This window comes from Neoroseomonas lacus (assembly GCF_014644535.1).
Taxonomy (GTDB): domain Bacteria; phylum Pseudomonadota; class Alphaproteobacteria; order Acetobacterales; family Acetobacteraceae; genus Neoroseomonas; species Neoroseomonas lacus.
Genome location: NZ_BMKW01000010.1, coordinates 132,207 through 155,085 on the forward strand (window position 1 = coordinate 132,207; position 22,879 = coordinate 155,085).

Here is a 22,879-nt window from a genome sequence, read left to right on the forward strand (position 1 = left end):
GCGTCAGCCCGCCAGCAGCCGGGCGATGAAGCCGGCCATGCCGGGCTGGCGGCGGCGTTCGCTGCGCGCGGCGTGCAGGATCGAGCGGACCGCGGCGACGGTCGTCTCGAAGTCGCGATTGACCACGATGTGGTCGAACTCGTCCCAGTGGGTGATCTCCTCGCGCGCGGCGGCCATGCGGCGGGCGATCTCGACATCGCTGTCCTGGCCGCGGCCGCGCAGGCGGGCTTCGAGGTCGGGCAAGGAGGGCGGCAGGAGGAAGATGCCGACAACATCCTCGGGCAGGTTCGCCTTCATCTGGCGATGGCCCTGCCATTCGATGTCGAACAGCACGTCATGGCCGGCGGCGAGCGCGGCTTCGACCGCGGCGCGCGGGGTGCCGTAGGCGCGGCCGAGGAAGTGGGCGTGTTCGAGGAATTCGCCCTGCGTGACCATGGCGTCGAACTGCTCGGGCGTCTTGAAGAAGTAGTGGACGCCTTCCTGCTCGGCTGGGCGCGGCGCGCGGGTGGTAGCGCTGATCGAAAGCGACAGCGCCGGTTCGGTTGCCAGCAACGCGCGGGAGACGGAGGTTTTGCCCGCCCCGGGCGCGGCGGCAAGCACCAGGCACAGTCCGCGACGGGCGATCGGCTCCAGCGCCATCACCAGCCGCCGCCGGTGGCCCGGTACGCCGTCAGCCTTGCATTGTGCAATGCAACAACCCATGTCGATGAACAGGTTAGGGAGGAATGCCACATAGGAGCGTTCCCAATGCCGTTTACGATTTTCATCATCGTTCTCGCCACCCTTGTCGCGGCGCAACTGGCTGCCGGCATCCTCGTGGATGCTGACGGAACCCTGCCGCAGCGCCTGCCGGAAGCCTGAGCCGGCGGGCGCCGCCGGTTCCGCGGCGCGGGGACCGGCGGCAGGACGTCATTCGACATTCGCCGACTGTTCCTTGAGCCGCTCGATCGCGGCCTTGAGGTCGAGGCCGATACGCGTCAGCGGTATCGAGGCTGATTTGCTGCACAGCGTATTGGCCTCGCGCACGAATTCCTGAGTCAGGAAGTCGAGCTTGCGGCCGATCGCGTCGCCGGAGGCGAGCAGCCGGCGTGCCTCGGCGATATGGGCGGAGAGGCGGTCGAGTTCCTCGCGCACATCGGATTTGGTCGCCAGCAGCGCGACTTCCTGGGCGAGGCGGTCCTCGGGCACACGGCGTTCGCCCTCCAGCAGCGCGGCGAGGGCCTCGCGCAGACGGGCGAGATGCAGCGCCGGCTGGTCGGCGGCCTGCGTGGTGGCAAGGGCGTGCAGCGCCGCCACCTCGTCGAGCAGCAGGCCGAGGATGGCGGTGAGCTTCTCGCCTTCGCTCTGGCGCGAGGCGATCAGGCCATCGAGCGCCGTGGCGTAGGCGGCGGCGATGGCGGCGCGCTTGGCTTCTTCCTCAGCCTCATCGGGTTCGGTGGTTTCGGCGCGCAGCACGCCGGGCAGGGTCAGCAGCGATTCGGCGCGCGGCGGTGGGCAGCCGGGGATGCGCAGCACCAGTTCCAGCGCGATCTTCAGCGCCTGGTCGAGCGCCGCAGGGTCCGGCGTCAGGCGCGCGCCGGTGCGTTCCTCGCGCTTGATGGTCAGCGTGGCGGAGACGTTGCCGCGCTTGAGGCGCTTCGCCGTGGCTTCCTTCAGCGCGGTCTCGATCGCCTCGAAGCCATTGGGCAGGCGCAGGCGAACATCGAGCCCCCGCCCGTTGACGGAGCGCAGTTCCCACAGGAAGGAGGAACCGTCGGCCAGCGTGCCGCCCTCGCGGGCGAAGCCGGTCATGGAGGAGAGGGGATGTGCGGCCATGGCGCCGCTTCTCCCCCGTGGAGGGGCGCGATGCAAGCGGGCTGGGACCATGTGCTGATCACCGGGGCTTCCTCGGGGCTGGGCAGCGCGCTGGCGGAGGGCTGTGCCAGGCCGGGTGCGGTGCTGCATATCTCCGGCCGCGACGCCGCGAGGCTGGAGGAAGCCGCCGCCGCCTGCCGCGCCCGCGGGGCCGAGGTGCGGCCGGTGGTGCTCGATGTGCGCGACGCGGCGGCGATGGCGGGGTGGATCGCCGGGGCCGGGCGGCTCGATCTGGTGATCGCCAATGCCGGCGTCTCGGCGGGGACGGGCGGCACGACGGAACCGGCGGAGCAGACTCGGCGGATCTTCGACATCAATGTGACGGGGGTGCTGAACACCGCCCTGCCCGCCATCGCGGTGATGACCGGCCAGGCGCCGGGGCCGGATGGGCTGCGTGGGCGGGTGGCGGTGGTGGCCTCGATCGCAGCTTTCGTCGCCGCGCCGGGGGCGCCGGCCTATTGCGCCGCCAAGGCGGCGGTGCAGCGCTGGGCGGAGGCGCTGGACGCCAGCGAGCGCCAGCGCGGCATCCGCCTGCATGCGGTCTGCCCCGGCTATGTCCGCACGCCGATGACGGCGCGCAATGCCTTCTCGATGCCCTTCCTGATGGATGCGGAGGAGGCGGCGCGGCGGACGCTGGCGGGCATCGCGCGTGGGCGGGTGCGGGTGGCGTATCCGCTGCCGACCTATCTCGGCGCGCGGGTGCTGGGCATGATGCCGATCGCGGCGCGCGCCTGGTTCTTCAGTCGCATGCCCGCCAAGTCAGCGGACGGAAACATCTGAGATGCGGGATTTGACAACGGACGGATTGCTGGACGCCGTCCGCGCCTGGGTCGAGATCGAGAGCCCCACCAATGACGCCGAGGGCGTCAACCGCGTCGCCGACCATGTCGAGGCGCTGCTGCGCGGCATCGGCGCGACCATCGAGCGGACACCGGGCCGCGACGGCTATGGCGACATCCTGATCGGCCGCGTGCCGGGCGAGGTGAATGGGCCGGGGCTGCTGCTGCTCGGCCATATGGACACGGTGCATCAGCGCGGGACGTTCGATTATCGCGTCGAGGGCGAGCGCGCCTATGGGCCGGGCATCTATGACATGAAGGGCGGCAATGCGATGGCGGTCGCCGCGTTGCAGCACCTGCATGCGCAGGGCCGCCGGCCGCGCCTGCCGGTCAGCGTGATGATGATCCCGGATGAGGAAATTGGCAGCCCAACCTCGCGCGCCGCCATCGAGGCGGAGGCGCTGCGGCACCGCGCCGCGCTGGTGGCGGAGCCCTCCGGCTTCGGTGGGCAGTTCACCGTCGGGCGCTACGGCATCGCGCGGTGGCATCTGCGCACCATCGGCCGGCCGGCGCATGCCGGGGCCTATCATGCGGAGGGGCGTTCGGCGGTGCGCGAGATGGCGCACCACATCCTGGCGCTGGAGTCACTGACCGACCATCCGCGCAACTTCTTCGTCAATATCGGCATCGTGCAGGGCGGCACGCATGAGAACATGGTGCCGGCCGAATGCCGCGCCATCTGCTACGCGCTGGTGCCGACGGAGGCCGAGGCGACGATCCTGCGCGAGGCCGTCCATGTCCTGCCGCAGCACGACCCGGATGTGCGGACCGAGGTGAGCGAGGGCCTCGGCCGGCCACCCTTCGCCAAGACGCCGGCGATCCAGGCGCTGTACGACCACGCGGTGATGCTGGCGGCCGAGACCGGCTTGCCGTCGGCCGGCGAGCGCATCGCCGGCGGCGGCAGCGACGGCAATTTCACCGGCGCGCTGGGGGTGCCGACGCTCGATGGCCTCGGCGTGATCGGCGGCGGGCCGCATACGCTGGAGGAATTCATCGAACTGCGCTGCCTGGTGCCGCGCACGCGCATGCTGGCGCGGCTGTTCGAGACGCTGGGGCCGGGAGTTGCCGGGCTATGATCGGTTCGCACTGAATTAACCTGAATTAGTGTAAACCATGCGAGAATTCACCTACCTCACGCCAATCCATGCGGACGCGACATATCAATGGCATTAGACATCATCGGCCCGGGCTTCGGGCGCACGGGCACTGCATCCCTCAAGCGCGCGCTTGAAATCCTTGGCCTCGGCCCCTGCCACCATATGGAGGACTGCTTCGCCAACCCCGCCCAGGTCCCCTTTTGGCAGGCGGTGGCGGCCGGGCGGACGGTCGATTGGGATGTGGTCTTCGACGGCTATCGCGCCCAGGTGGACTGGCCCGGGGCACATGTCTGGCGCGAACTCGCGGTGCGATACCCGGCGGCAAAGGTCATCCTCACGGTGCGGCCGGAGCAGGCGTGGTGGCGCAGCTTTTCCAACACCATCGGCGCGGTGCTGGCGAGCAGCGCGGCGCTGCCCGCCCTGCCCTCCCATGTCGGCGACATGCTGGCCGCGATGGGGGAAATGGTGACGCGCCAGACCTTCGGCTGCGCGCCGACCGACGCGGATGGCGTGCTCGCCGCCTATCGCCGCCACACCGCGGACGTGCGGGCCGCCATCGCGGCGGACCGGCTGCTGGTCTATGACGTCGCCCAGGGGTGGGAGCCGCTGTGCCGCTTCCTCGGCGTTGCGGCGCCCAACGTCCCCTTCCCGCACACCAACCGTACCGAGGCCTTCCTGCACCTGCTGCAGGGCCGGCTGACGGACTGAGGCGCGGGGGGCTACAGCCCGAGCCGCATCCAGGCGGCGCGTTCCTCGGCGACGGATGCGATCGCCTCGACCCCTTCCCGCGCGCCGGGCAGCAACCGCCAGGGGAAACCGCGCTTGCGCGCGCCGAGGCGGATGATCTTCACCTTCTCCCCGAACCGGCGCTTCGCCTCGCCTTCCGCGTCGCCGAAGCCATCGCCGAGGCCGAGGCCGACCGCGTCGCGGCCGGTCCAGAATCGGCCGGTGAAGAGCTGGTCCTCGGGCGCCTTCAGCCTGGCTCCGCGGCGGGCGCGGACCCAGGATTTGAATTCGTCATGCAACTTGCCGAGCAGATCCTCGAGCCGTGCGACATCCTGGTCGCGTGGCGGCACGAACGGATCGAGGAAGGATTTTTCCGACCCCGCGGTGCGCAGGCGGCGTTCCACGCCGAGCCGCGCGATCGCCTGCTCGAAGCCGAAGCCGGCGCTGATCACCCCGATCGAGCCGAGGATCGAGGCCGGATTGACGATGATCTCATCCGCCGCGCAGGCGATCCAGTAGCCGCCCGAGGCCGCGGCATCCTCGACCACGGCGATGGCGGGCACCTTCTTTGCCTCGGCCAGGCGGCGGATCCGGTTGGCGATCAGGGCGGATTGCACCGGCGAGCCGCCGGGCGAATTCACCACCAGCATGACCGCCGACAGGCGCTTGATCGCGAAGGCGCGGTCGAGCACAGGCCCGATGCCGGCATCGTTCAACCCGGTGGAGAAGGGGCCGGTGGGGGCGGCGATGAGGCCGGCGAGACGGACCAGCGCCACGCGCGGGGCGCGGTCGAAGAAGGAAAATGCCATGACGCATAGATGCCGACGCGGGCGCCCGCATCAAGGCGCCTTGCCGGGCGATGCTTGGCGCGCTGCTATGGGGGCATGACAGATGACCGCGTCCTGATTGCCGGCGCCGGGCCTGCCGGGCTCGTCGCCGCCGCCGTGCTCGCCGATGCCGGCATCCCCATCCTGATCGTCGAACAGGCGCGCGACCTGCCCGACGACCTCCGCGCCTCGACCTTCCATCCGCCGACGCTCGACATGCTCGACCGTTTCGGCGTGACCGCGGCGATGATCGAACAGGGGCTGGTCTGCCCGACCTGGCAGTTCCGCGACCGGCACAAGGGCGTGATCGCGACCTTCGACCTCGGCGTGCTGCGCGACGACACGGCGCATCCCTACCGGCTGCAATGCGAGCAGTGGCGACTGACGCGCATGCTGCGCGACCGGCTGCCGGCGGAAGCCTTCCTGTATGACGCGAAGGCGGTGGATGTCGCGCAGGATGCCGATGGCGTGACGCTGACCGTCGAACGCCCGGATGGGTCGCGCGAGCCGTTGCGTGGGCGCTACCTGATCGGCGCGGATGGTGCGTCATCGGCGGTGCGCAAGGCGCTCGGCATCGGCTTCGAGGGCGAGACCATCCCCGAGATCTTCCTGACGCTGTCAACAACCTTCGCGTTTCACGAGCACATCGATGACCTGACCAACATCGCCTACATCTCCGATCCCGAGGAATGGTTCGTGCTGTTGCGCACCGCCTCGCTGTGGCGCGTGCTGTTCCCCACCGATGCGGCGGAGCCCGAGGCGCGGATGATGGACCCCGCGCGCATCGAGGAACGGCTGCAGGCGGTGGTACCGAACCCGGCGGGGTATGAGTTGCGCCATCGCACCGCGTATCGGGTGCATGAACGCGTCGCCGATACCTATGCGAAGGGGCGCTGCTTCATTGCCGGCGATGCGGCGCATATCAACAATCCGCTGGGCGGGATGGGGATGAATGGTGGCGTGCATGACGCCTTCAACCTGGCTGGCAAGCTCGCCGAGGTGTGGCGCGGCGCCGAGCCTTCGTTGCTCGACCGCTACACGCGCCAGCGTCGCCGCGTGGCGCTGGAGACGGTGCAGGCGACGACGATGCGCAACCGGCAGATCCTCAACCAGCGCGACCCGGCGGTGCGCCAGGCCTATCATGACGAGCTACGCGCGACGGCGGCCGACCCGGCGAAGCACCGCGCCTTCCTGCTGCGCAGCTCGATGATCCAGTCGCTGCGCGATCTGGAGCAAGTGGCTTGAACCGACGCGACCAAAGCCCAGGAGCGCACGGCTCGACCGCGCCGAACCCGCCCGTCGCCGCCAACGCAACAGTGCGTGGCGCGAAGGTCAGGCCGAGGCGAGCCGAAGCACAGCGCCGTCCCACTGCACGGCGCGATGGTCCGGCTGCTGCGCGATGCGGAGCAGGTGGCGTGAGCCGACCCGACCAAGGCCCAGGAGCGCACGGCGCGACCGCGCCCAACCGGCCCGCGGCCGCCGGCGCAACAGTGTGGGGCGCAAAGGCCAGGCCGGCGCATGCCGGCCGCCCGCCGTTTGAGGGACATGAAATATGAGCGGACACCCCGAGGCCGACATCTATCACCGCCAGGGCATGGGCAATCGTGCCGGGCTCGGGCAGGCGCCGGCGCTGGTCATCATCGATTTCGTCGTCGGCTTCTCCGATCCCGCGCATTTCGGCGGCGGCAATATCGGCCCGGCCATCGAACAGACGGTTGAGCTTCTTGCCTTTGCGCGCAAGCAAGGTTGGCCGGTGGCGCATACGCGCGTGGTCTATGCGGATGACGGCGCAGATGCCGGCGTCTTCACGTTGAAGGCGCCGTCGTTGCGCAAGCTCACCGAGACATCGCCGCTGTCGCAGATCGTGCCAGAACTGACGCCGCTGCCGGGCGAATTGGTGATCCGCAAGCAGGGGGCGTCCGGCTTTTTCGACACCAACCTCGCCAGTTGGCTGGCGTTTCGACGGGTGGACACGGTGGCGGTGGCGGGCTGCACCACCTCGGGCTGCGTGCGCGCGACGGTGGTGGATTCCATGCAGCACAATTTCCGCACCGTCTGCGTGATGGATTGCGTCGGCGACCGGGCGATCGGCCCGCATGAGGCGAACCTCTTCGACATGGGCCAGAAATACGCGGACCTGATGACGCGCGTGGAACTCGAAACCGCGTGGTGCGCGCCGCGATGAGCCTCGTCGAAATCCGCGAGGCAGACGCTGCGCCCGAGGTCGCCACCATCTATGCCGGGCTGCGGCAGGGCGTGGGCGTCGCGCAGGTGAACCTGATCTGGCGGCATGCGGCGGCGCTGCCGGGCGTGCTCGACTGGCTGTGGGCACAGGCGGCGCCGGCGCTGGCTTCCGGCGCGGCGGCGGGGGCGCGGGACCGCATCGCGGCGCGCGTCGCGGTGCCGGCGCTGGCACCCGTGGCGGCACCGCCGGGCGTCGCCGAGCTGATCGAGACCTACAACCGCGGCAACGTCACCAATCTCGGCGTGCTGACGGCGATCCGGCTGCGCGCGGCCGGCTTGGCGGGTGGCTCGCCGGGCGCCACGGCCGCGACCGGTGCCATGCTGCCCAAGCCCCCTGCCCTGCCGAAGCTCGCCGATCTGCCACCCGATGTCGCGACCGTCGTGCAGGCGCTGGCCGACCGGCATGGCCTGTCCGATGCCTCGGTGGTGCCGAGCCTGTATCTGCACCTGACGCATTGGCCCGAGGTCGTCGCGCTGCTGCCGGGCCTGCTCGCGCCTGTGCTCTCGCCAGAGGGCGTCGCCGCCGGGCGCGATGCCGCCGTCGCGGCGGCCGAGGCGGAGGCGCCGGGACTGATCGCCGCCCTCGGCCCTGCCCCCGCCGCGCCGGAGGCGCTGGCCGGCTTCGCGCCGACCCTCGCGCTGTTCACGCGGGAGGTGATCCCGGGGATGGTGCCAATCGGCCTGGCGCTGACGGGCGCCTTGCGCGGCGCGGGCTGACGGCCGGCCCGCACCCCATGGCGCCGCCGCGCGTCGTCATGGGGCCTGCGGCCAGACGCCCGGCCCTTCAGTTTGTTCGCGCCCCCGTCGCGCGGATGATTGCGCCCATCGTCTCGGTCTGCTCGGCCATGAACCGGGCGAATGCCGCTCGCCGCATGATGGTCGGGATGGACCCGCCGGTGATGATACGCTGCCGCAGCGCCGGTTCCTCGAGCGACGCCGTCAACGTCTCGTCGAGTTTCGCCAGAATCGGCTCCGGCACGCCGGCCGGTGTCGCGAGCCCGAACCAGCCAGTGGTGGTCACGTCCACTCCCTGCTCGCGCATGGTGGGCAGGTCGGGGAAGGCCGGCACGCGATCGGGCCCGGAGACGGCGATGGGCCGCATCCGCCCCGCCTGCGCCATCGAGGCAACCGCCGAGATTGACTGGAACAGCACATCCAGCCGCGCCTCGATCAGATCTGTGTTCATCTGGCCGGCCTGGTTGTAGGGCGCGTGGATGATCTCGATGCCGGTGATCAGGCCGAACTGCGCGGCGGCGAGGTGCTGCGACGACCCGATGCCGACCGAGCCGAAATTCAGCGGCCGGCCGAGCCCCTTCGCCCAGGCGATGAACTCGGTGAGGCTCCGTGGCGGGATCGAGGGTGGGATGACGACGATGTTCGGCACCAGCGCGATCATGCCGATGGCGGCGAAGTCCTTCTCCGCATCGAAGGGCATGTTGGCATAGAGCCACTTGTTGGCCGCGTTCGACGCGATCGAGGCAAGCCCGACCGTGTAGCCGTCCGGCGCGCTGTGCGCGACCGCGGTCATGCCGATATTGGTGCCGGCGCCCGGTCGGTTGTCGATCACCACGGGCTGGCCGAGACGGGCGGAAAGGCGGTCGCCGACCAGGCGCGACAGCACATCCCCCGCGCCGCCGGCCGGGCCGGGATTGATCCAACGCACCGGACGGTCGGGCCAGGCGGCCTGCGCGCGGGCGATGACGGGAAGAGCGAGCAATGGCGGCGCGAGCAGAAGCGCGCGGCGGCGCAACCCGGTCATGATTTTCGTTCTCCATCGTGAAGCCGTGGAAATCTCCCGCGCCCTCCGGGGCAAGGCAAGGGCTGGCAGGCCGCTATGGCTGTGGCAGGCTGCGCGCCGCGTCGGATCGCGAAGGATGTCGGATATGGGCAAGGATGTGCTGGGCTGGCGGAAGATGTTCGGGGTGATGGGTCCATCGACCAACACAGTCGTGCAGCCGGATTTCGACATGATGCGCCCGGCCGGCGTAACCAACCATTATTCGCGCATCTACACGCCGAATGCCGACGCCGTCTCGAACGAGACCTTCCGCGCCGGGGCGGAGCTGATCGGCGCCAATACGCTCGACGCGGTGCGCTCTGTGATGACCTGCTCGCCCGACTATCTGGTGATGGGCATGTCGGCGGTGACCTTCTTCGACGGCGCGAAGGGGGCGGACCGCTTCATCGCGCAGGTGAAGGAGGTCTCGGGCGTGGGTATCTCGGTCGGCAGCCACGCCTGCACGGCGGCGCTGAACGCCCATGGCGGGGTGAAGCGGCTGGCGGTGCTCTCGCCATACTGGCCATCGATGAACATCGAGGTGGCGCGGTATTTCGGCGATATGGGTTTCTCGGTTGTGCGCGACATCGCCCTGCAATGCCGGTCCTGGACGGGCATCGCGCAGGTCACGCCGCAGCAATGCGTCGAGGCGATCAAGAAGATCGACGGCGACGATGTCGACGCCATCATCCAGGTCGGCACCAATCTTTCCATGGTGCGGCTGGCAGCGATGGCGGAGCTGTGGCTCGGCAAGCCGGTCATCGCCATCAATACCGCGACCTACTGGCATGCGCTGCGCGCCAACGGGATCATGGACCGCGTCGAAGGCTGCGGCCGGCTGCTAGAGGAATTCTGAATGCCGATCCGCCCGGCCACGGAGGCCGACCTGCCGGCGATCACCGCCATCTTCAACGACGTGATTGCGACCTCGGCGGCGATCTATGCCGATGACCCCTTCACGCTGGAGGACCGCGCCGCCTGGTTCGCGACGCGCCAGGCGCTGCGCTACCCGGTGCTGGTCGCCGATGAGGGGGATGGCGTGCTCGGCCTCGCCTCCTTCGGCGATTTCCGGCCCTGGCCGGGCTTTCGTCACACAGTCGAGCATTCCGTCCATATCCGCGCCGATGCACGCGGCAAGGGGCTCGGCAGCGCCTTGGTCGCCGCGCTGTTCGAACCGGCCCGCGCCCTCGGCAAGCATGTGATGATCGCCGGGGTGGATGTGGCGAATGAGGGGTCGATCCGGATGCATGAACGGCTCGGCTTCCTACGTGGCGCAGTGCTGCGGGAAGTGGGGCGGAAGTTCGACCGCTGGCTCGACCTGGAATTCATGCAGAAATTCCTCGATGCGCCGGGCGCGGGACGATGACCGACGAACAAATCCGCGACCTACTTATGCGCACGCGGCGCATCGCCGTGGTCGGCGCCTCGGACCGCGCCGACCGGCCGAGCCATGGCGTCTTCGGCTTCCTGCTTGCGCACGGCTACGACGCCGTGCCGGTGAACCCGGCGCTGCGCGGGCGCGCCGTGCACGGCATCGCCGCGCTCGCCAGTCTGGCCGAGGCGGCGCCGCTCGACATGGTGGACATCTTCCGCCGCTCGTCCGAGGCGGGCGCGGTGGTGGATGAGGCGATCGCGCTGGGGGCAACATCGGTCTGGATGCAGCTCGGCGTCATCGACGAGGCTGCGGCGGCGCGGGCCCGCTCGGCCGGGCTTGTCGTGGTGATGGACCGCTGCCCGGCGATCGAATGGCGGCGGTTGGGGCTGCCTGCGCGGATATGACACGCCCCCGCTACCATCCGTAACATGTCGATGCCTTGAATCGCCCCCGGCTTCGGGCCACTTCGCTGCGCGACGGATAGAGCGCGCCACAGCCAGGCGCGCCACCGGACAGTCGGGAGAGGATGGAGTCTGATGACGGAAGAAGAGCGGCGGATCATTTCCGCCTTCGTGGAACGGATCAGCGGCGCGGCGCCGGTGCCGCAGGCGCCGAGCGGCCCTTGGGGCGCCGCCTCCGCGCCGCAGGTGCCAACGCTGCCTCCGGTGGACCCGGAGGCGGATCGGCTGATCGGCGAGCTGTTCACCCGCTACCCCGAGGCGCGCTACCGCCTCACCCAGACCGCCTTCGTGCAGGAGGCGGCGCTGCATGAAGCGAACAACCGCATCCAGCAGCTGGAATGGGAAGTCGAGAACGCCCGTCGCCAGGGCCAGGCCCAGGCGGCGCAGGCCGGTGGCGGCGGGCTGCTCGGCGGGCTGTTCGGCGGGCGCTCCAACGCGCCGATGCCCCCGCCCATGCCGCCCCGGCCGCAGCCGCAATACCCGGCCGGCTACGACCCGCAGGCGCTGGCCCCGCAGCAGGGCCGCGGCGGGATGGGCTTCCTCGGAACCGCGGCCTCAGCGGCGGCCGGCGTGGCGGGCGGCATGCTGCTCGGCAACATGCTGATGAACGCCTTTGGTGGACATGGCGGGGCGGCCCAGGCGGCCACCAGCCCCTTCGCCACCGGCGGGGCGGATGCCACGCCGACCTCCTCGCCCTGGACCGACCCGGCTTCGGCGGTGGCCGATGGCGGCGCCAAGGCGCCGGTCGATGACGCCTGGGGCCAGCAGGATGCCGCGCCGGTCGATGATGGCTGGTCGCAGCAGGATGCCGGCGCCGATGATGGCGGCGGCGACTGGGGCGGCGACGAGGAGATCTGATACCGGCCAGCCTTCCGGCCGACCTGTATCAGGATCCTGGTTTCGCCCTCAGCCACGACGCGAGCCCTGCGCGCCATGCCGTTCCCTGCCCGATGACGCCGTCATCGGGCAGGCTCGGCGGTATGATCCCTTGCACCATGGATCGAGGCCGGACCCCCAGGGGGCCGGCCTTTTTCATTGGCAAATGTCATTGACGGCGCGTGGCGCATGATGGTTCCTCATGCCATGCGTGTCCCCGACCTTGATCTCGACCTGCTGCGCGGCTTCGTCACCGTGGCCGAACGTGGCGGCTTCACCGCCGCCGGCACCGCGCTCGGCCTGACTCAATCGGCCATCAGCCTCAAGGTGAAGCGGCTCGAGGACATCCTCGGCAAGCGGGTGCTCGACCGCGGCGGCCGCGGCGTGGCGCTGACGCGCGAGGGCGAGACGCTGCTCGCCTATGCGCGGCGCATGCTGGCGCTGAATGACGAGGCGGTGCGGCGGATGATCGCCCCGCCGGTCGAAGGGCGGCTGCGCCTGGGTGTCGCCGACCATTTCATCCCGCGCAACCTGGCGCCGGTGCTCGCACGCTTCGCGCAGATCTATCCGCAGGTGCGCCTTGAGGTCGAAGTCGGCCGCAGCCACGACCTGCGGGCGGCGATGGCCGATGGCGTGCTCGACCTCGTGCTCGGCAAGCGGCGCGACGGGGAGACCGAGGGCCGGCCGATCTTCACCGAGACCATCGTGTGGGTCGCCGCGCCGGATTGGCAGGCGCCGGCCGAACGCCCACTGCCGATCGCCATGCTGCCGCAGGGCTGCATGTTCCGCGACCGCGCGCTGGCCGCGCTCGCCCGCGCCGGCATCGCCTTCGAGGTGGTGTTCACCTCGGCCTCCCTGCCCGGCGTCGCGGCGGCTGCCCAGGCGGGCTTCGCGACGACGGTGCTGGGTCGCGCCGGGCTGCCGCCAGGGTTGGTGGAACTGCCCGGCCTGCCCGGCTGCGGCACGGCGGAGATGTGCCTGTTCGGCGATGCCGAAGGCCGCTCGGCGCTGGTCGAGCCGCTGATCGGCTTCATCCGGGAGAGTCTGGCGCCGGCTGGCTGAGCGGTACCGGGCCGGGCCGCCAGACGCCGTCCGGCGGCAGTGTGTCGCCGAGCAGCACCTCATCGACGAAACGCCGCCAGACATTGGCGAGGAACAGGTCGGCCACCACACCGTGATGCGTCACCCCGGCCACGACGAGCACGCGGCAGGCGGTGATGCTCATGGCGAGCAGCGACCCGCGCACCGCGTAGCGCTGGCAGCCTTCGCCATGGGCGCAGACCAGCCGTGTCCGGCCCGGCGAGGCGCCCGCCAGCATGCGCCGGAACAGGCCTCGATCGAGCCCGCCTGGCGCCTGGGCCAGCTGCATCGCCGCCGGCGACATGCCACCAAGGCCAAGCGACATTGCCGCCCCGATGATCGGCCCGAAGGCCAGCGCCGGTGAAGGCGACCACCAGGCTGCACGGGGTGCCGGCCGGCCGCTGGCCTTCGTAGAAGCAGACATTCTCGGCGAAGTCGTGGCGCCGGTAGGGTTCGGCCACCGGCTGGTTCGCAGCACCATATCGGCGAGCCGGCGGACCCATTCATGCGATTCCGCCGGCAGGGCATCGATGCGCGCGTGCAACGCCAGGGCGGCGGCGGGGTCCAGCGTGTTCTCGGCGAGCATCTGCACGCGGTAATGGTCGGCCTGCGTGGTGCAGGCCGCGAGGGCTGCCGGGATATCCATCAGCCGCGCGCGGCGAGATGCGTGGCGAGCGCCATCAGCCCCGGATGATCGAGCATCTCCGCCTCGCGCAGCGGGATGGCGGCATTCACCTCCATCCAGATGCAGGTCTCGAGCCGGCCGAGCGAATCCATCGCGACCTCGTCGAAGGCGCAATCAGCGTCCGGATTGTCGAGCCGTGCGAGGACATCCGGCGCGGAGAGATCGATGACGGGGTTGTTGCGCAAGGCTTCGGCCAACAGCGCGCGCAGGGTGGTGCCGTCGCGGCTCATGGCATGGCACCGGCCAGGGCGGCGAGGTCGCGGCGCAGCACCTTGCCCTGCGCGTTGCGCGGCAGCGCCGGCAGTTCCAGCCCGCGGCGCGGCGCACGGACGCCGAGCCGCGCCCGGCAATGCGCGAGCAGCGCCGCCGCGTCGAAGCCCGGCGCACCCACCACCGCCAGCAGCGGGATGTCGCCGAAGCGTTCCGAGTGCATCGCGAAGGTGGCGCAGTCCGCGAGGCCCGGGAAGCCTTCCGCCACCGCCTCGATCTCGGCGGGGAAGATCTTGATGATGCCGAGCGTCATCGTGTCGTCGCGCCGTCCGGCCACCAGCAGGTCGCCCGCCGTGATGACGCACTCGACATCGCCGCGGTGGAACCAGCCATCGCCGAAATGGCAGGCGTTCGCCGCTATCATCGTCGAGATAGCCTAGCACCGTGCCGGCGGAGCGGAACCGCAGCGGCCCTTCCTCACCGGCCGGCAGGGGGCGGCCGTCATCGTCCACCGCCTCCACCGCGACGCCGGGCAGCAGGCGTCCGACCGCGTCCGGATGCGCGTCATGGTCCGCGGGGCCGGCGATACTGACCATGCCGACCTCGGTCGTGCCGAACTGGACATGCAGGTCGCAGCCGAACGCTGCCTGGAGTTGCAGGCGGCCAACGCCGAAGCGCGCGACGAGCTGCGCGATCTGCTCGGGCGTCGCGCCGCCGCCGACGATTTCGGTGCCCCCGGTGACCAGGCTGCGCAGCGTCAGTCGCCTGCCGTGATTGCCGTCAAAGCCGAGGCGATGGAGAAAGATGCGCCCTTAGCCCGCCAGGATCTCGGCCTTGTCGACCATCATCGGCTCGGTCGCGACCACCAGCTTGGGGCGGCCGGTGGTATCCGAGATGCCGACCACCAGCTCCGCCCCGCCGGCAGGCGGCGGAACATCTGGTGCAGCGACGGCCGCTTCGATATCCGGCCGGATCAGCGCCGCACCGCCCAGCGCGTCGGGCGCCGCCATGCCGACCACGGCGACCAGGCCGAGGCGTCGGGCGAGATCCTCGCGCAGTGGCGCCGGGTCGCGCGGCAGCAACGCCACTGGCCGGCAGCCGAGGCGGATGCGTGCCAGTGTCGTCCGGATATTGGCCCGGTCATCGGCGAGGGCGATACCGACCGCATCGCCCGGAGCGAGCCCGGCGCGGGTGAATTGCGCGGCCACGGTCCGCACCTGCCGCACCAGCGCGGCATAGCTCAGCGGTGCGCCGTCAAGAATGCAGGCGGGCAGGTCCGGCGCACGTCGCGCAGCCGCCTCGATCGCTGCCGTGATGACCGGCGCGCGTGCGGAGTGTGCGTTTAAGCGGCCATGCGTCCTGTGCCCGTGCTCGATTCCATTAATGCGGCACTAACGAGACCGCATCAATCGGCAAGGCACCGGTAAGGAATCGCGCGATGGGGGCGATCGACCGGGGTCGCCCGGCCGATGCGCCTGTCCTCAGAAGTTGTTTGGAAAGTCCGGTACATGCCCACACCCCCACCCGGCCACCCACGTCAGAATCCTGGAATGGGTTTCCGGGTGGGGGTGGGCCGGTACGGGACGTGGAAACGCGCCAGCTCGCGCGTTTCCAAACGGACCCTCAGCGTTGCGACCAGGGCGTGCGCTGCCACAGGGTACGGTAGCCCTCCTGCAACCCGCGCAGCCGGGTGAACCAGGCCGTCCCTTCCTCGTAGCGCGGCTCGGTGAAGCGGGCGCGGAAGGCGGCCACGAAGGCCGGGTCCTGCACCACGTCGCCCATCGCCTCGCGCAGCTTGGCGAGCACCGCAGGCGGCGTGCCGGCCGGGGCGACCAAGCCGCGTTCGGACGCCATCTCGACATCGAAGCCGAGTTCCTTGAGCGTCGGTACCTCGGGGCGGAAGGAGCTGCGCGCCGCCCCGGCCATCGCCAGCGTCCGCAGCTTGTCGCGATTCGCGGAAACCGGGCCGAGATTCAGCCCCATCGAATCGACCTGCCGGCCCAGCACCGCCGTCATCAGCTGCGGGTCGCCCTGGAATACGACATGGGTGAAGCTGGTGCCCGTCGCGGCCTGCAGCAGCACCAGTTGCAGATGGTCGTCGGTGCCGACGCCCGGCGAGGCATAGGTGATCGCATCCGGCCGCGCGCGCGCCGCCGCTAGCAGGTCGGCCAGCGTGCGGTAGGGGCTCTCCTCATGCACGGTGATCGCGGTCGGGTCGGTGACCATGTTGGCGATGCCGGCGAAGTCGTCGAGCTTGAACTGCGCCTGGCGCTCGATCGGGATGGTCAGCAGCCCCGGCATGTTGGTGGTGCCGAGCGTATGCCCATCCGGCCGCGCGCGGGCGACGGAGGCGAGTGCCACCTCCCCGCCCGCACCGGGCCGGTTCACCACCACTACCGACCCGCCGATGCGCCTTTCGAGCATGGGTGCGACGGCGCGCGCATCGAGGTCGGTCGCACCGCCGGGGACGAAGCCGACGACGATCTCGACCGGCTTCTCGGGCCAGCGATTCGTCTGGGCGAGTGCCGGGGCAATGCCCGGCGCGGCGAGCCCCGCCCCCGCGGCCAGCAGTGTTCTTCTTGTCGTTGTCACGATGTCCTCCCTTCGTTTCTGTCGATCCAGGCCATCAGGCGGCGGAGGCCTTCCTCCATCTCCACCTGCGGCTTCCACCCGATGGCCTTGAAGGCTTCTTCATGGGCGATGCGGAAGGCGCCGCCGGAGGTCAGGCGCACTTTGCCCGGCGTGTCGCCGACGAATTCCGGCTCGATGCTGCTGCCGGCGAGCGCCGTGACCATGCGCACCAGTTCGAGCGTGGTGACCGGCTTGGGGCCGGAGGTGTTCACCGCGACATCGGTCGCGTCGGCCTCGAAGGCCATGCGGTTGGCGCGCGCCAGGTCGCCGACATAGACGAAGTGCTTGGTCTCCGACCCATCGCCGAAGACCTGCGGGCGTTCGCCCTTCTTCACCTTGTCCCAGGTTTCGATGATGTAGAGCGCATTGGCCGCGCGATAGTGCTGGCGCTCGCCATAGACGGTGGAATATCGCAGCACAACGTAGTCCTGGCCGAAACGGCGCTTGGCGTCGCGGCAGAGCTGCTCGCCGATGATCTTCGTCGCGCCATAGAGAATCGCGGCCGGCGGCGCACCGACGGAATGGAAGGGCGTGTCCTCGACGAGGTCGCCCTTCACGCCCGGACCATATCCATAGACGGCGTTGGAGGAGGCGAAGACGACCTTCTTTACCTTGTTGACGCGGGCGGCTTCCAGCGCGTTCTGCACACCGCGGATGTTGACGTCGAGCCCGCCCCACGGGTCGTTGTTCATGTTGAGCGTCATGTAGGCGGCGAGCAGCAGCGCGCCGTCGCAGCCTTCCATGGCGCGCAGCAGGTCGGGCAGGCGCATCACGTCGCCACGCACCAGCTTCAGGCGCGGATTGTCGCGGATATGCGCGATGGCCTGTTCGGAGCCCATCGAGAAATTGTCGAACAGCACCACTTCCGACGCGCCGGCGTCGAGCAGTTCGGCGGCGGTGGCGGAGCCTACGAGGCTTGCCCCGCCGACGATGATGAATTTGTGGCCAGCAACCGGCACGGCGGCAGTCATGCGCGTTCCAATCCCTCTTGAACGATTTCCCGGGCGGGATGATCGCGCGGGATGGGTGGCGCGGCTAGAGCCTATCCCGATCGGGTGACGATGTGCGCCAGGACAGGCACCCGGCAGCGGCTGCCACGAGCCAAGGCGGACGAAGCGCATCTGAGGGCACACCACACCTGCGGTGAATCGGTCAGGCGCGTGACGATGCTCGATTAAACAACGGCCTGAAGCGCGCTGCCTGCGCGCCGCCGAACGCAAGCCGACCTAGTATCCGGCCCGCGCCTGCAAGGCCGTCAGTTCCTCGATGAAGCGCGCCGCCGCCACATCCGGCGTCCAGGGCCGCCAGGGCGGGTCGCCATAGCGCACCGCGAGCGGGTCCGCCGCCATCACCGCGGCGCGGATGCCGAGCGTCTCGCGCACCTCCGTCGCGGTCCAGCCGACGACATGCACCGCCTCAGCCGCGGCGACCGCGACATCGACCGCCTTGTGGGCGCGCTTCTCCTCCGCCGTCCAGGCCGGCAGGCGGTAGCGCTGCGCAATCACCGCCAGCAGCCGCGCCTGCAATTCGGCGAAGCCCGGCCCAAGGAAGGGCTTGAGCGGGGAGATGCAGTCGAAGTTGATCAGCCCCTCATCCGCGTCATGCAGCAGCTCGCGCAATTCCTGCACTGGCGTCAGCCGATGGCGCGTGCGGGCGCGGCGCAGGGCAAGCACGGTCAGCGAATGCTGCGCGACCGAGAGCGGCTCCGGCCAGGCGGAATGGCCGCCCCAGCGGAAGGTGCGGGCGAGGCCCGTGGCGAGGTCCGCATCCGTCCAGTCGAAGGGCGTCGGCGAGAGCAGGTCGAGGCGCCGGCCGGAAGGCAGTCGGACCCACGCACGGTCGGGCATTAGCGGGGTGTCCGGCGGCGGTGAGGCGCGGCGCGACGATTGGAGGGGCTTTGCCCCTCCAAGCCACCCCACCAGAGGCCTGAGGGCCTCTGGACACCATTACCTGGTACCGGGCTTCGGGGGATGACTGTGTGCGCTTTTTGCCCGACACGATTGTCGGTCGTGGGAACGCCCCTCCCGCCCACCACCCAATATTGGTGTCCAGAGGCCCTTAGGCCTTTTGTGGGGGAGGTCCGGAGGGGGCAAAGCCCTCTCCGGTTCCACTGCAGCACTCGATCCACGGTGATCACACCGGGCATCCTGGCACGCGCAACGACGATGGACGACCCCTCGCCCGCCGCGACGGACCAGGTCAATACGCCGCGAAGATGCGCTCGAGGTCCGTGACGCCGGCGGCGAGCGCCAGCGACAGCAGGATGCGCGCCTTCTGCGGTGTCAGGTTGTCGGCGGTGACGAAGCCGGCATTGCGCCCGCGCGTGGTCTTGCCCGCGCGGCCCGAGCCGGCGCGCGACGACAGCACAACGACGACACCCTTGGCGACCGCCTCCTCCAGCGCCGTGGCCATGGCGGGCGTCACGAAGCCGGGCGCGAAGCCGGCGGTGACGATGCCCTTGGCACCGGCGGCGACGAAGGCCTCGATCGCCGTGCCATCAGCGCCGGCGTAGGTATAGGCGACGTCGACGCGCGGCAGCGCATCGAGCCCGCGCACGTCGAATTCAGTGTCCGGCGCCATACGGCGCAGCGGCTTGCGGTACCAGACGACCTCATCGGCATCGGCCTGGCCGAGCACGCCGAAATCGGGTGTACGGAAGGTCTGCAGGCGCAGGGTGGAGGTCTTGGTCACCTCGCGCGCCGCCTGGATCTCGTCGTTCAGCAGCACCAGGGCGCCGAGGCCGCGCGCGCGCGGGTCGGCGGCGACGCGCACCGCATTGACCAGGTTCATCGGCCCATCGCCGGCCAGCGCGGACGCCGGCCGCTGCGCGCCGACGAGCACCACCGGCACCGGGATCTTCAGCGTCAGCGAGAGGAAATAGGCGGTCTCCTCCAGCGAGGCCGTGCCATGGGTGATGGCGATGCCGGCGAGGTCAGGGTGTTCGGCGACCAGGCGGTCGCAGATCAGCAGCAATTCCTTCCATTCCGCCCAAGCGATGGCGGTGGAGGCGATCGCCTTGAACGGCACCGGGATGATCTCGGCGACCAGTGCGAGTTCGGGCACGCGCGCGATGACGTCGTTGACGTCGAGGACCTTGCCCGCGGCGGAATAGTCGATCAGGTCGAGCGGCCCGCGGCCGACCGAGGAGATGGTGCCCCCGGTGCCGATGATCGCGACTTTCGGTTTCGTGCTCATGCTGCCTGCTTCCCCGCCGCGCCGGCGCGCAGCCGGTCGATCACATGGTCCGTGGTCATGACATCCCCGAAGATGTTCCAGAAGGAGGCGAGCGACGCATTGTGCTCCGCATCGCTGTTCGCCGCGTTGCAATCGGCCACCATGACGGTGCGGAAGTCGAGCATCATGGCGTCGCGCGCGCTGCTTTCGCAGCACACATTGGTCACGGTGCCGCCGATCAGCACCGTGTCGAAGCCGCGCGCGCGCAGGCGTTGCGGCAGGTCCGAGGAACCCTGGATGAAGGCGCTGAAGCGACGCTTGAGCACCTTTTCATCCTCCGCCCGAACGTCCAGCGCCGGCCACAGGGCGTGACCCGGCGTGCCTTCCATCATGGCGGCGTTGCGCCGCGCGCGGGCGGCTGGCGTGACCATGCGCTGCATCACCGTCCATTCCGTCTCGCAGGCCTCGTCGTGGGTGTTCTGGATCCAGAACACGCCGCCGCCGGTTTCGCGCACCGCAGCGGCCAGGCGATTGACGGCGGGGACGATGCGTTCGGCCATCGGGCAGCAGGCATGGCTGATAGCGGGGTCCATGAAGCCGATCTGCATGTCGATCACGACGAAGGCGGTGCGGCGCGGGTCCAGCTCCTCGAAGGGGTGGGCGCGGCCGCAACGGGCCTCGACCCGCGCGACGATCTCGGGCGGGATGGCAAGCGGATGCATGCGGGCGGTCTCCTCGGGGCAGACAGAGGGCCGGCGACGATTGGGGTTTCCGGGCCGCAGGCTATCGGCGCCGCCGTGGCGCGGCAACCGGGCGCGCGGAAGGCCCGCAGGCGAACAGCACGAAGGCGAGCCCGGCAGGTGCCGGCCGCCCGTCATCTGAGCGACACCACAAAACCGGATCGCGGCCCCGCAGCGATCCGCGAGCGCACGGCGCGAAGGCAAGGCCGGCGGATGCCGGCCGCCCGCCGGTTGAGGGACGATAGAAGCAGCGTGGCTTGCGCGGCCACAAGCCACGCAAGCCACGCGTTCAGTCGCGCCGCTCGATCACCGCGGTCGTCAGGCGGGAGACGCAGGCGAGCCGGCCATCGGCACGGTGGATCTCGGTCTGCCAGACCTGGGTGGTGCGCCCCAGATGCAACGGCCGGCAAATCGCGGTGACCACCTGGCCCACGGGGACGCCGGCGATATGATTGGCATTGACCTCAAGCCCGACGGCGCGGCGGTCCTCGGGGAGGGTGAGCGTGCTGGCGATGCTGCCGATCGTCTCGGCCAGCACGACGGACGCGCCACCGTGCAAAATACCAAAGGGCTGGGCATGACGCTCATCGACTGGCATTTCGGCGCGGATGAAGTCAGGACCGACCTCAAGGATACGGATGCCGAACAAGCCGGGCAGGCTGCCCTGGAAGCGCGCTTCCATCTCGGCCGGGTCGGCATTGCGACGCCATATGTTCATCGAATCACACACTTTCGTCAGCTACGACGACAGAGTCTGGCTTGGAATGGCAACTCCCGCCAGGGCTGAACCTTCCGTGTTGACTTCGCGCCCTGCGAAAGGACTAAGGTTGTGGTAACGAAGATTGCGGGCGAAACGTCGTATCGCCGCGCGCATCCCGCTCGAGAAGGGTGCCGTGGAACTTTTGGGCACAACGCCCATCCATGGTGGGTCAGATCGGGAGCCGGCATGCTTGGCCGGCAGGGAATGGTGGTGCCGTGCACGTAATTCTGGACGTGTCCCGGTTTCTCGCCTGTGGCCGCCGCCGGGCGCCATCGGGGATTGACCGAGTCGAGGCCGCTTACGCGGCCAAGTGGCTGGCAGCGACGCCGGCCGACGTCACCTTCTGCGCGCGCGGACCCTGGGGCGGCTATGCCGCGGTGCCGCATTCGCTGGTCGCCGACTTCGCCGCCGCGCTGACCACGGGCTGGGCCGGTGGCCCCGGCGCCGAGGTGGCGCGCCAATCCGCCCTGCGGCTTGGGCGCATCGCGCTGTTGCGGCTGGCCGTCTCGCGCGGGCGAGCCCGGCTGAACGGCGTCATGGCCCGCGAGCGACGCTGCCTGTTCCTGTTGGTCTCCCACCGCCTGATGGAAAAGCCTGAGCCGATCGCGGAACTGCGCGCGGCCGGCGCGGCCTTCATTCCGCTGGTGCACGACCTCATTCCAGCAACGCATCCGGAATATGCCCGTCCCGGCGTCGCCATGCAGCATCTGCGGCGGCTGGAGACGGTCGCCTCCCTGGCCGCTGGCATCATCGCCAATTCGGCGGCGACCGCCGCGGTGCTGCAGCCGCATCTGGTGCGCCAAGCCGACCCGCCGGATGTCGTCGTCGCCCCGCTCGGCATCGAGATGTCGGCACCCGCCACCGATGTGCCGGCGATGCCGGACGAGCCTTATTTCGTCTCGATCGGCACCATCGAACCGCGCAAGAACCACCTGCTGCTGCTGCATCTGTGGCGCGACTTCGCCGCCAAATGGGGCCCGGCCGCACCACGCCTCGTGCTGGTCGGCAGGCGGGGGTGGGAGAATGAGAATGTCCTCGACCTGCTGGAACGCTGCACCTTGCTCAAAGGCTTGGTGACCGAGGCCGGCTCGCTGCCTGACCCCGCTGTCGCGGCGCTGCTCGCCGGCAGCCGCGCTCTGCTGTTCCCTTCCTTCGCCGAGGGCTACGGCCTGCCGCTCGCCGAGGCGCTCGCCGCCGGCGCACCGGCGATCTGTTCGGACCTGCCGGCGCTGCGCGAAGTGGGCGGCGACGTGCCGGAATATCTCGACCCGCTGGATGGCGCGGGATGGCGGCGTATGGTGCTCGACTATGCCGGGCCGGACAGCCGCTCGCGCGCGGCGCAGCTCACCCGGCTGCGCGGCTGGGTGGCGCCTGGCTGGGACGAGCATTTCGATGCGGTGGACGGGATGCTCGCGCGCGTCGCCGCGCGCCATGCCGCGCTCGGTGCCGGTGCGTCCCGGCGGGCCGGCGCGTCCGCGCCCTCGGCCGAACCGCTTTCCGCCCATCCGGCGGCGCTGCGGTGA

At 70.1% G+C, this 22,879-nt stretch carries 26 protein-coding genes and 1 pseudogene; 12 read left to right on the forward strand and 15 right to left on the reverse strand.

Going from position 1 to position 22,879, the window contains the following annotated elements; all coding sequences use genetic code 11:
• Positions 1–3: 3 nt before the first annotated feature.
• Together gmk and IEY36_RS19960 are read right to left on the reverse strand one after the other, a co-directional pair.
• Entirely contained in the window at positions 4–639 is a 636-nt protein-coding gene (gene gmk, locus IEY36_RS19955) for a guanylate kinase (RefSeq protein ID WP_188970337.1), read from the reverse strand.
• A gap of 270 nt (positions 640–909) precedes the next feature.
• Complete coding sequence (locus tag IEY36_RS19960) at positions 910–1,815, reverse strand: YicC/YloC family endoribonuclease (protein WP_229681443.1); 906 nt, start codon at positions 1,813–1,815, stop codon at positions 910–912.
• 30 nt (positions 1,816–1,845) lie between these two features.
• Between IEY36_RS19960 and IEY36_RS19965 the strand changes: the two genes are divergently transcribed.
• The 3 genes from IEY36_RS19965 to IEY36_RS19975 all read left to right on the forward strand — a co-directional run bounded on the left by IEY36_RS19965 (position 1,846) and on the right by IEY36_RS19975 (position 4,498).
• On the forward strand, positions 1,846–2,634 hold the full coding sequence (locus IEY36_RS19965; RefSeq protein ID WP_188970034.1) for an SDR family NAD(P)-dependent oxidoreductase: 789 nt from the start codon (positions 1,846–1,848) through the stop codon (positions 2,632–2,634).
• Between the two features lies 1 nt (position 2,635).
• On the forward strand, positions 2,636–3,769 hold the full coding sequence (locus IEY36_RS19970; RefSeq protein ID WP_188970036.1) for a M20 family metallopeptidase: 1,134 nt from the start codon (positions 2,636–2,638) through the stop codon (positions 3,767–3,769).
• A gap of 87 nt (positions 3,770–3,856) precedes the next feature.
• Positions 3,857–4,498, forward strand: coding sequence for a sulfotransferase family protein (locus IEY36_RS19975; RefSeq protein WP_188970038.1), 642 nt, complete (start codon positions 3,857–3,859; stop codon positions 4,496–4,498).
• Positions 4,499–4,509: 11 nt separating this feature from the next.
• Here IEY36_RS19975 and IEY36_RS19980 read toward each other — a convergent pair whose 3' ends face one another.
• Positions 4,510–5,325 (reverse strand): S49 family peptidase, encoded by an 816-nt coding sequence (locus tag IEY36_RS19980; protein ID WP_188970040.1) that lies wholly within the window; start codon positions 5,323–5,325, stop codon positions 4,510–4,512.
• 75 nt (positions 5,326–5,400) lie between these two features.
• Here IEY36_RS19980 and IEY36_RS19985 point away from each other — a divergent pair, with 75 nt between their 5' ends.
• From IEY36_RS19985 to IEY36_RS19995, 3 genes are all read left to right on the forward strand, one after another.
• Positions 5,401–6,588, forward strand: coding sequence for an FAD-dependent oxidoreductase (locus tag IEY36_RS19985; RefSeq protein ID WP_188970042.1), 1,188 nt, complete (start codon positions 5,401–5,403; stop codon positions 6,586–6,588).
• Between the two features lie 307 nt (positions 6,589–6,895).
• Entirely contained in the window at positions 6,896–7,528 is a 633-nt protein-coding gene (locus IEY36_RS19990; protein ID WP_188970044.1) for an isochorismatase family protein, read from the forward strand.
• Positions 7,525–8,304: a hypothetical protein gene (locus tag IEY36_RS19995; protein WP_188970046.1), complete on the forward strand. Its 780-nt coding sequence runs from the start codon at positions 7,525–7,527 to the stop codon at positions 8,302–8,304. The genes IEY36_RS19990 and IEY36_RS19995 overlap by 4 nt, the downstream gene beginning before the upstream one ends.
• A 67-nt stretch (positions 8,305–8,371) precedes the next feature.
• Here the strand turns inward: IEY36_RS19995 and IEY36_RS20000 are convergent, their stop codons facing one another.
• Positions 8,372–9,346 (reverse strand): Bug family tripartite tricarboxylate transporter substrate binding protein, encoded by a 975-nt coding sequence (locus IEY36_RS20000; RefSeq protein ID WP_188970048.1) that lies wholly within the window; start codon positions 9,344–9,346, stop codon positions 8,372–8,374.
• Between the two features lie 115 nt (positions 9,347–9,461).
• On the opposite strand from IEY36_RS20000, the gene IEY36_RS20005 reads away from it, so the two are divergent.
• The 5 genes from IEY36_RS20005 (at position 9,462) to IEY36_RS20025 (ending at position 13,138) form a co-directional block, all read left to right on the forward strand.
• The gene (locus IEY36_RS20005; RefSeq protein ID WP_229681444.1) at positions 9,462–10,220 is read left to right on the forward strand and encodes a maleate cis-trans isomerase family protein; all 759 of its coding nucleotides are present in this window, start codon (positions 9,462–9,464) and stop codon (positions 10,218–10,220) included.
• Positions 10,221–10,730, forward strand: a complete 510-nt coding sequence (locus IEY36_RS20010; protein ID WP_188970050.1) for a GNAT family N-acetyltransferase — start codon at positions 10,221–10,223, stop codon at positions 10,728–10,730.
• A complete protein-coding gene (locus IEY36_RS20015) occupies positions 10,727–11,143 on the forward strand; it encodes a CoA-binding protein (RefSeq protein ID WP_188970052.1) in 417 nt (138 codons plus the stop codon). The genes IEY36_RS20010 and IEY36_RS20015 overlap by 4 nt, the downstream gene beginning before the upstream one ends.
• A gap of 132 nt (positions 11,144–11,275) precedes the next feature.
• Positions 11,276–12,058, forward strand: a complete 783-nt coding sequence (locus IEY36_RS20020; RefSeq protein WP_188970054.1) for a DUF2076 domain-containing protein — start codon at positions 11,276–11,278, stop codon at positions 12,056–12,058.
• A gap of 225 nt (positions 12,059–12,283) precedes the next feature.
• A complete protein-coding gene (locus tag IEY36_RS20025) occupies positions 12,284–13,138 on the forward strand; it encodes a LysR family transcriptional regulator (protein ID WP_188970056.1) in 855 nt (284 codons plus the stop codon).
• Here the strand turns inward: IEY36_RS20025 and IEY36_RS20030 are convergent.
• From IEY36_RS20030 to IEY36_RS20080, 11 genes and pseudogenes are all read right to left on the reverse strand, one after another.
• Complete coding sequence (locus IEY36_RS20030; protein ID WP_188970058.1) at positions 13,107–13,802, reverse strand: hypothetical protein; 696 nt, start codon at positions 13,800–13,802, stop codon at positions 13,107–13,109. The two genes, IEY36_RS20025 and IEY36_RS20030, sit on opposite strands and share 32 nt — an antisense overlap.
• The gene (locus tag IEY36_RS20035; RefSeq protein WP_188970060.1) at positions 13,802–14,071 is read right to left on the reverse strand and encodes a hypothetical protein; all 270 of its coding nucleotides are present in this window, start codon (positions 14,069–14,071) and stop codon (positions 13,802–13,804) included. Before IEY36_RS20035 ends, IEY36_RS20030 begins: the two co-directional genes overlap by 1 nt.
• Positions 14,068–14,475, reverse strand: a complete 408-nt coding sequence (locus IEY36_RS20040; protein ID WP_188970062.1) for an AMP-binding enzyme — start codon at positions 14,473–14,475, stop codon at positions 14,068–14,070. The genes IEY36_RS20035 and IEY36_RS20040 overlap by 4 nt, the downstream gene beginning before the upstream one ends.
• Before the next feature lie 64 nt (positions 14,476–14,539).
• Positions 14,540–14,647 (reverse strand): annotated as a pseudogene (locus tag IEY36_RS31420) (hypothetical protein); the annotation flags it as partial.
• A 216-nt stretch (positions 14,648–14,863) separates the two neighbouring features.
• Positions 14,864–15,436, reverse strand: a complete 573-nt coding sequence (locus IEY36_RS31425) for an AMP-binding protein (protein WP_188970343.1) — start codon at positions 15,434–15,436, stop codon at positions 14,864–14,866.
• 238 nt (positions 15,437–15,674) lie between these two features.
• Positions 15,675–16,643, reverse strand: a complete 969-nt coding sequence (locus IEY36_RS20055; RefSeq protein WP_229681446.1) for a tripartite tricarboxylate transporter substrate binding protein — start codon at positions 16,641–16,643, stop codon at positions 15,675–15,677.
• Entirely contained in the window at positions 16,640–17,653 is a 1,014-nt protein-coding gene (locus IEY36_RS20060) for an NAD-dependent epimerase/dehydratase family protein (protein WP_188970064.1), read from the reverse strand. The genes IEY36_RS20055 and IEY36_RS20060 overlap by 4 nt, the downstream gene beginning before the upstream one ends.
• 255 nt (positions 17,654–17,908) lie before the next feature.
• Entirely contained in the window at positions 17,909–18,529 is a 621-nt protein-coding gene (locus tag IEY36_RS20065) for a phosphohydrolase (RefSeq protein ID WP_188970066.1), read from the reverse strand.
• A 352-nt stretch (positions 18,530–18,881) separates the two neighbouring features.
• The gene (locus IEY36_RS20070; RefSeq protein ID WP_188970068.1) at positions 18,882–19,877 is read right to left on the reverse strand and encodes an asparaginase; all 996 of its coding nucleotides are present in this window, start codon (positions 19,875–19,877) and stop codon (positions 18,882–18,884) included.
• A complete protein-coding gene (locus tag IEY36_RS20075; RefSeq protein ID WP_188970070.1) occupies positions 19,874–20,578 on the reverse strand; it encodes an isochorismatase family protein in 705 nt (234 codons plus the stop codon). Before IEY36_RS20075 ends, IEY36_RS20070 begins: the two co-directional genes overlap by 4 nt.
• 307 nt (positions 20,579–20,885) lie before the next feature.
• The gene (locus IEY36_RS20080; protein WP_188970072.1) at positions 20,886–21,314 is read right to left on the reverse strand and encodes a hotdog fold thioesterase; all 429 of its coding nucleotides are present in this window, start codon (positions 21,312–21,314) and stop codon (positions 20,886–20,888) included.
• Between the two features lie 275 nt (positions 21,315–21,589).
• Between IEY36_RS20080 and IEY36_RS20085 the strand changes: the two genes are divergently transcribed.
• A complete protein-coding gene (locus tag IEY36_RS20085) occupies positions 21,590–22,879 on the forward strand; it encodes a glycosyltransferase (RefSeq protein ID WP_229681447.1) in 1,290 nt (429 codons plus the stop codon).